Annotated in this window: 7 protein-coding genes; 6 read left to right on the top strand and 1 reads right to left on the bottom strand. The window is 61.1% G+C overall.

Features of this window, described 5'->3' with window-relative positions:
* The first annotated feature begins 296 nt into the window (after positions 1–296).
* Together brnQ and ACLCGK_RS31810 are read left to right on the top strand one after the other, a co-directional pair.
* Positions 297–1610 carry a branched-chain amino acid transport system II carrier protein gene (gene brnQ, locus ACLCGK_RS31815; protein WP_015271095.1) on the top strand — a complete coding sequence of 438 codons (1314 nt, stop codon included), beginning with the start codon at positions 297–299 and terminating at the stop codon, positions 1608–1610.
* A 310-nt stretch (positions 1611–1920) separates the two neighbouring features.
* Entirely contained in the window at positions 1921–2670 is a 750-nt protein-coding gene (locus ACLCGK_RS31810; RefSeq protein ID WP_015271094.1) for a DUF599 domain-containing protein, read from the top strand.
* Between the two features lie 67 nt (positions 2671–2737).
* On the opposite strand, the gene ACLCGK_RS31805 is transcribed toward ACLCGK_RS31810, so the two are convergent.
* Entirely contained in the window at positions 2738–3022 is a 285-nt protein-coding gene (locus ACLCGK_RS31805) for a hypothetical protein (protein WP_023661534.1), read from the bottom strand.
* A 154-nt stretch (positions 3023–3176) separates the two neighbouring features.
* Here ACLCGK_RS31805 and ACLCGK_RS31800 point away from each other — a divergent pair, with 154 nt between their 5' ends.
* From ACLCGK_RS31800 to ACLCGK_RS31785, 4 genes are all read left to right on the top strand, one after another.
* Positions 3177–3653 (top strand): PaaI family thioesterase, encoded by a 477-nt coding sequence (locus ACLCGK_RS31800; protein WP_410953598.1) that lies wholly within the window; start codon positions 3177–3179, stop codon positions 3651–3653.
* A complete protein-coding gene (locus tag ACLCGK_RS31795; RefSeq protein WP_015271092.1) occupies positions 3650–4132 on the top strand; it encodes a PaaI family thioesterase in 483 nt (160 codons plus the stop codon). The genes ACLCGK_RS31800 and ACLCGK_RS31795 overlap by 4 nt, the downstream gene beginning before the upstream one ends.
* 71 nt (positions 4133–4203) lie before the next feature.
* Entirely contained in the window at positions 4204–6108 is a 1905-nt protein-coding gene (gene htpG / locus ACLCGK_RS31790) for a molecular chaperone HtpG (RefSeq protein ID WP_023661535.1), read from the top strand.
* A gap of 79 nt (positions 6109–6187) precedes the next feature.
* Positions 6188–6913 carry a dienelactone hydrolase family protein gene (locus ACLCGK_RS31785; protein WP_410953599.1) on the top strand — a complete coding sequence of 242 codons (726 nt, stop codon included), beginning with the start codon at positions 6188–6190 and terminating at the stop codon, positions 6911–6913.
* The last annotated feature ends 99 nt before the right edge of the window (positions 6914–7012 follow it).

The raw sequence follows: 7012 nt of genomic DNA, 5'->3' as shown, positions 1-7012 counted from the left end.
GGATTTTTCGATGGGTTTGATAGGAATTTTCACGCAGACGAATGTTTCAATTCGAGGATAATTCTCGCTGTCCTCGGTCGCACAGACGACAAACATGTACGCACATCGGACAAGCAGTACTGTGCCAGTGCGTTTGACTGACAAAACAGTTACATTACGCGCTCACTCTGTGCCCGTACCCCAAAAGGGAACGACACGCTAAACGGGTCTGGCCTATCAAGCCGGGCAGCATTTCCCCTCATCCAAAGGGAAATCCCCTCTCGAATCCCGATTTCAGCAGTGTGGTACTACCTTAAATGAAAGTTCTCAAAGGCCAGGATATCCTGGCGCTTGGCTTTATGACGTTTGCGCTTTTCGTGGGCGCTGGCAACATCATCTTCCCGCCTATCGTCGGTCTGCAGTCTGGCCCGCACGTATGGATGGCGGCCCTTGGCTTCCTGGTTACGGCCGTTGGCCTGCCGGTCATCACCGTGGTCGCCCTGGCCAAGGTCGGCGGCGGCATGGATGCCCTGAGCAGCCCGATCGGCAAGTTCTTCGGTGGCCTGCTGGCGGCCGTGTGCTACCTGTCGGTCGGCCCGCTGTTCGCCACCCCGCGCACCGCGACCGTATCGTTCGAAGTGGGCGTTGCGCCGCTGACCGGCGAAAGCCCGCTGGCGCTGTTCATCTACAGCCTGGTGTACTTCCTCGTGGTACTGGCCGTGTCGATGTACCCGGGCAAGCTGCTCGACACTGTGGGCCGCTTCCTGGCGCCGCTGAAGATAATCGCCCTGGCGGTGCTGGGCATCGCCGCCTTCGCGCTGCCTGCCGGCACCATTGGTGAAGCGCAGCCGGCCTATGCCGCCGCAGCGTTCTCCAAGGGCTTCTCCGATGGTTACCTGACCATGGACACCCTGGGTGCCCTGGTGTTCGGTATCGTCATCGTCAACGCCATCCGCTCGCGCGGTGTCGAGTCGCCGAAACTGATCACCCGCTATGCCATCATTGCCGGCCTGATCGCCGGCGTCGGTCTGGCCCTGGTGTACATCAGCCTGTTCCGACTGGGTGCAACCAGCCACGAGATCGCGGCTGACGCTACCAACGGTGCGGCGGTACTGCATGCCTACGTGCAGCACACCTTCGGTTCGCTGGGCAGCGGTTTCCTCGCCGTGCTGATCGCGCTGGCCTGCCTGGTGACCGCCGTTGGCCTGACCTGTGCCTGCGCCGAGTACTTCAGCCAGATCCTGCCGCTGTCGTACCGCGCTCTGGTGGTGATCCTGGCGGGCTTCTCGCTGTTGATCTCCAATCTCGGCCTGACCAAGCTGATCATGTTCTCGATCCCGGTGCTTACGGCGATCTACCCGCCGTGCATCGTGGTGGTCGGGCTGAGCTTCGTGAAGGACCTGTGGAACTCGCCGACCCGCATCCTGGCACCAGTGATGCTGGTATCGCTGCTGTTCGGCATGGTCGATGCGATCAAGGGCAGCAGCATTGCCCACGTGCTGCCTGACTTCATGGCTCACCTGCCGCTGAGCGACCAGGGCCTGGCCTGGCTGGTGCCTTCGGTGGTGACCCTGGTTGGCGCCGTGGCCTGCGACCGCATGCTCGGCAAGCCGCGCGAAGCGCTGGCCTGATAGTCGAAGCCTGAGGGCGGCACCGGCCACAAGCCGAAGGGTGCTCGCCAAGGGTGGAAACTCAAGAGCCCCGTATCCTAGAGGATGCGGGGCTTTTTGTTTGCCTGTACCGGCCTCTTCGCGGGCACGCCCGCTCCCACAGGTCAAGCGCAAACCTCAGAATTGGCGCTGTACCTGTGGGAGCGGGCGTGCCCGCGAAGAGGCCGGATGAGCAGTGCAAATATCAGGATGGATGTGTGCCTTTTGCCGCTTGCCAGCGTCGAAATCCGGTCCCTATCCTTCAGGTATCTGGCCCTCCCGGGAACCGTGCATGAACTTCATCCAAAGCAACTTCAACAACCTTTTGGCCATCATCTGGTTCGCCCTGTGCTGGGGCGGTTACACCCGCTATGCCATCTGGAAGGGCCGCGACACCGCGTGCCTGGCCAGCGTGCTGCACCTGTACCGCGAAGACTGGATGCGCCGCATGCTGCTGCGCGACAACCGCATTGCCGATGCCAGCGTGATCGGCAACCTCGAGCGCAACGCCTCGTTCTTCGCCTCCAGCACCCTGATCATCCTCGCCGGTATCCTCACCGTGCTCGGGGCTTCCGACCGGGCTCTGTCGCTGCTGGCCGACCTGCCGCTGGTGCAGCAGACCTCCCAGGGCATGTCGGAGATCAAGCTGCTGTGCCTGGCCATGGTTTTTGTCTATGCCTTTTTCACCTTCAGCTGGTGCATGCGCCAATACAACTTCGCGGCAGTACTGGTGGGGTCGGCGCCGATGATCGGTGAACGGCTGGTCAATGAGCTTGAGCGCAAGGCATTCGCCTCGCGGGCGGCGCGGGTGCTGTCGCTTGCCGCCAACCAGTTCAACCTGGGCCTGCGTTCCTATTACTTCGGCATGGCCATGTTGAGCTGGTTCATCAGCCCATGGTTATTCATGGTCATGAGTGTCGGGGTGGTGCTGATTCTGTACCGCCGCGAGTTCCATTCGGATGTATTGGATGTGATGGTGTTCACACCTACCGAAAGTGTTTCCATCGAACCCGCCAAGGAAAACACCGCTCCTGGTACCTGAAACGTTTAACCCATAAGTTTCAGGCACAAAAAAACCCGACAATGTCGGGTTTTTTTGTTTTAGCCGATTACTGCTTGGCAGGTTCGGCTGGAGCAGCTGGAGCGGCTTCCGGAGCCGGAGTAGCCGGAGCGGCTTCTTCGGCGGCCTTCTGCTCGGCTTCGGCCTGATCTTTGGCGGCTTCGGCGTTTTCCTTGGCAGCCTCGTTCATTTTATCCTGAGCTTCGCCCGCTTTTTCCTGGGCTTGCTCGGCGTGTTGCTGTGCGTCCTGGGCTTTGTCTTCGCTCGCTTTATCGCAAGCGGCCAGGCCCATGGCAGCGGCCAGCATCAGAGCAAAAGCAAAAGGTTTACGCATGGGGGTGTTTCTCCTTGGTGAAATAAGTGACTTGTTCCTTCGAGTGCAACTATGCGGAATAAGTTCCGCGAAGATTACACATATATAACGCCCCGTTCTATATAGACTTTTTAACGATTTTATGCCGATGCGGCAATGCGCAGGGAAACAGCCAATGAGCGATTCAACCTTGATGGCCATGGCCGAGCGCTTTCTCTCGGCCCTGAAACATTGTCAGTTGTTGCAAATGCGTGTGGTGCAAACCAATGCCGATGGCATGACCCTGGTGCTGCCATGGTCTGCGGCCATCGTCGGCAACCCGCAGACCGGCGCCGTGCATGGCGGCGCGCTGACCACGCTGATGGACACCACCTGCGGCATGGCCACGCTGTGCGTGCTGCCGCGCTTCGAGGTGTGCCCGACACTGGACCTGCGCATCGACTACATGCACCCGGCCGAGGCCGGCAAGGACATCTACGGCCACGCCCAATGCTACCGAGTCACCCGCGATGTGATCTTCACCCGTGGCACGGCCTATCAGGATGACCCCGCCAAGCCTATCTGCCAGGTGGTGGGCACGTTCATGCGCCTGGGCCAGGAGATCAAGGGTGGCATCCGCTTCGGCAACAGCCTGAAGGAGGGCGGAGCATGATTCCGCACAATGTTCGCCAACAGCTCAACGCTGCTCATGCGGTGGGAGACTATCGGCCCTTGCTGGCGCTGATCCCCTATGCCGGCCTGATCGGCATTGAATGCGAGCGTCAGGGCGATGACCTGCTGTTCCGCCTGCCGGCCAACCAGGACAACATCGGCAACCCGCTGCTGCCGGCCATCCACGGCGGGGTGATCGCGGGCTTCATGGAACTGTCGGCAGCGCTGTACCTGCTGATCTTCAGCGAGAGCGCAAGCATTCCGAAGATCATCGACTTTTCCATCGATTACCTGCGCGCCGGGCACTTTCGCGATACCTACGCCCAGTGCCAGCTTTGGCGCCAGGGTCGGCGAGTGACCAATGTGGCCATCACCGCCTGGCAGGGGGACAGGCAGTCGCCGATCGCCACGGCTCGCGCCCATTTCAAGATCGAACCGGAAAAGCCCTTGAAATCATCCGGGCAGCCCCCATCTGCATGACATCCGCCGCTAAACGCTGGCCAATCTGGCCGCCAGGCGTCAACTGCCATCAGATCGGAGTTTTGAAGACCATGAGTGTGGAGACTCAAAAAGAAACGCTGGGCTTCCAGACCGAGGTAAAGCAGCTGCTGCACCTCATGATCCATTCCCTGTATTCGAACAAGGAGATCTTCCTGCGTGAATTGATCTCCAACGCCTCCGACGCCGCCGACAAGCTGCGTTTCGAGGCCCTGGCCAAGCCAGAGCTGTTCGAAGGCGACGCCGACCTGAAGATTCGCCTGAGCTTCGACAAGGACGCCGGTACCGTGACCCTCGAGGACAACGGCATCGGCATGAGCCGCGAAGACGTCATCGCCCACCTGGGTACCATCGCCAAGTCCGGCACTGCCGACTTCATGAAGAACCTCACCGGTGACCAGAAGAAGGACTCGCACCTGATCGGTCAGTTCGGTGTGGGCTTCTACTCCGCGTTCATCGTTGCCGACAAGGTCGACGTGTACAGCCGCCGTGCCGGCCAGCCGGCCGCTGAAGGCGTGCACTGGTCGTCGAAGGGCGAAGGTGAGTTCGAAGTCGCTACCATCGACAAGCCTCAGCGCGGCACCCGCATCGTCCTGCACCTGAAGAAGGGCGAGCAGGAGTTCGCCGATGGCTGGCGCCTGCGCAACGTGGTCAAGAAGTACTCCGACCACATCGCCATGCCGATCCAGCTGCTGAAAGAGCAAGCTACCGCCGAAGGCGAAGAGCAGCCGGCCGAAGAGTGGGAAACCGTCAACCGTGCCAGCGCCCTGTGGACCCGTCCGCGTACCGAAATCAAGGACGAGGAATACCAGGAGTTCTACAAGCACATCGGCCATGACTTCGAAAACCCGCTGGCCTGGAGCCACAACAAAGTAGAAGGCAAGCTCGAATACAACTCGCTGCTGTACGTGCCCGCCCGCGCGCCGTTCGACCTGTACCAGCGCGAAGCGCCACGCGGCCTGAAGCTGTACGTGCAGCGCGTGTTCATCATGGACCAGGCCGAATCGTTCCTGCCGCTGTACCTGCGCTTCATCAAGGGTGTGGTCGACTCCAACGACCTGTCGCTGAACGTGTCGCGTGAAATCCTGCAGAAAGACCCGATCATCGACTCGATGAAGACCGCGCTGACCAAGCGCGTGCTGGACATGCTGGAGAAGCTGGCGAAGAACGAGCCCGAGCAGTACAAGGGCTTCTGGAAGAACTTCGGTCAGGTGCTGAAGGAAGGCCCGGCCGAAGACTTCGCCAACAAGGAAAAGATCGCCGGCCTGCTGCGCTTCGCTTCCACCCAGGATGACAGCGGCGAGCAGAGCGTCGCCCTGGCCGACTACCTGGCTCGCGTCAAAGAAGGCCAGGACAAGATCTACTACCTCACCGGCGAGTCGTACGCGCAGGTCAAGAACAGCCCGCACCTGGAAGTCTTCCGCAAGAAAGGCATCGAAGTGCTGCTGCTGACCGATCGTATCGACGAGTGGCTGATGAGCTACCTGAACGAGTTCGACGGCAAGGCCTTTGTCGACGTCGCCCGTGGCGACCTGGACCTGGGCAAGCTGGACTCGGAAGAAGACAAGAAGGCCCAGGAAGAAGTCGCCAAGGACAAGGAAGGCCTGGTCGAGCGCCTGAAGGGCGCGCTGGGTGACAGCGTGGCCGAAGTGCGCGTGTCGCACCGCCTGACCGACTCGCCGGCGATCCTGGCCATCGGTGAGCAGGACCTGGGCCTGCAGATGCGCCAGATCCTCGAAGCCAGCGGGCAGAAGGTGCCGGAGTCCAAGCCGATCTTCGAGTTCAACCCGACCCACCCGCTGATCGAGAAGCTGGACAACGAGCAGAGCGAAGACCGCTTCGCCGAGCTGTCGCACATCCTGTTCGATCAGGCGGCCCTGGCGGCCGGTGACAGCTTGAAGGACCCGGCGGCTTACGTTCGTCGCCTGAACAAGCTGCTGGTCGAACTGTCTGCTTGAGTTGATGCATAGGAAAGCCCGCTTCGGCGGGCTTTTTTCATGGCGAGCATATTGATGACGAGTGCCAAAGGAGTGCTTGATGAGCAAAGTAATCGTCGAATCGCTGGTCTATCACCTGTCCGGCAAGGCGTATGAAAGCCGCCTGGTATACGAGCCGGGCGCGCTGGGGCGGCCAGGTCTGGTGATGGCGCCGAACTGGATGGGTATCGGCGAAGGTGCCGAGCGCATCGCCAAGGAAGTGGCCGAGAAGGGCTATGTAGTGCTGATTGCCGACCTGTACGGGCAATCGGTGCGTCCGTCCAATGCCGACGAGGCCGGCGCGGCGATGATGCCGTTGAAGAATGACCGAGGCGAGCTGCGCAAGCGCATGCAGGAAGCCTTGGCGCAACTGGTGGGGCAGTCGAAGGCGCTGCTGGAGCCGGGCAAGGTCGGCACGTTCGGTTTCTGCTTTGGTGGCTGCTGTGCACTTGAGCTGGCCCGTACTGGCGCCGATTTGCGTGCGGCGGTGTCGTTCCATGGCACCCTGGACACGCCGAATCCGGAAGATGCCAAGCGCATCAAGGGCTCGGTGCTGGTGCTGCACGGCGCTTCCGATCCACTGGTGCCGAAGGAGCAGTTGCCGGCGTTCGAGGAGGAGATGAACGCGGCCAAGGTTGACTGGCAATTGCTGTGCTATGGCGGCGCGGTGCACTCGTTTACCGACCCGAGTGCCAATGTGCCGGGCAAGATGCAGTATGACCGGCGTACCTCTGAGCGGGCGTTCCGCTCGATGCATAACCTGCTGACCGAAGTGTTCCAGCGCTGATGGCGCATTGGGGCTGCTGCGCAGCCCTTCGCGGGCTTGCCCGCTCCCACAGGTACGGAACTGCCCGTAAGTGCAACGCCGTCCCAGTGGGAGCGGGCA

The sequence above is a fragment of the Pseudomonas sp. S1(2024) genome (genome assembly GCF_046557535.1).
This window is presented reverse-complemented; position numbering and strand designations above follow the sequence as displayed.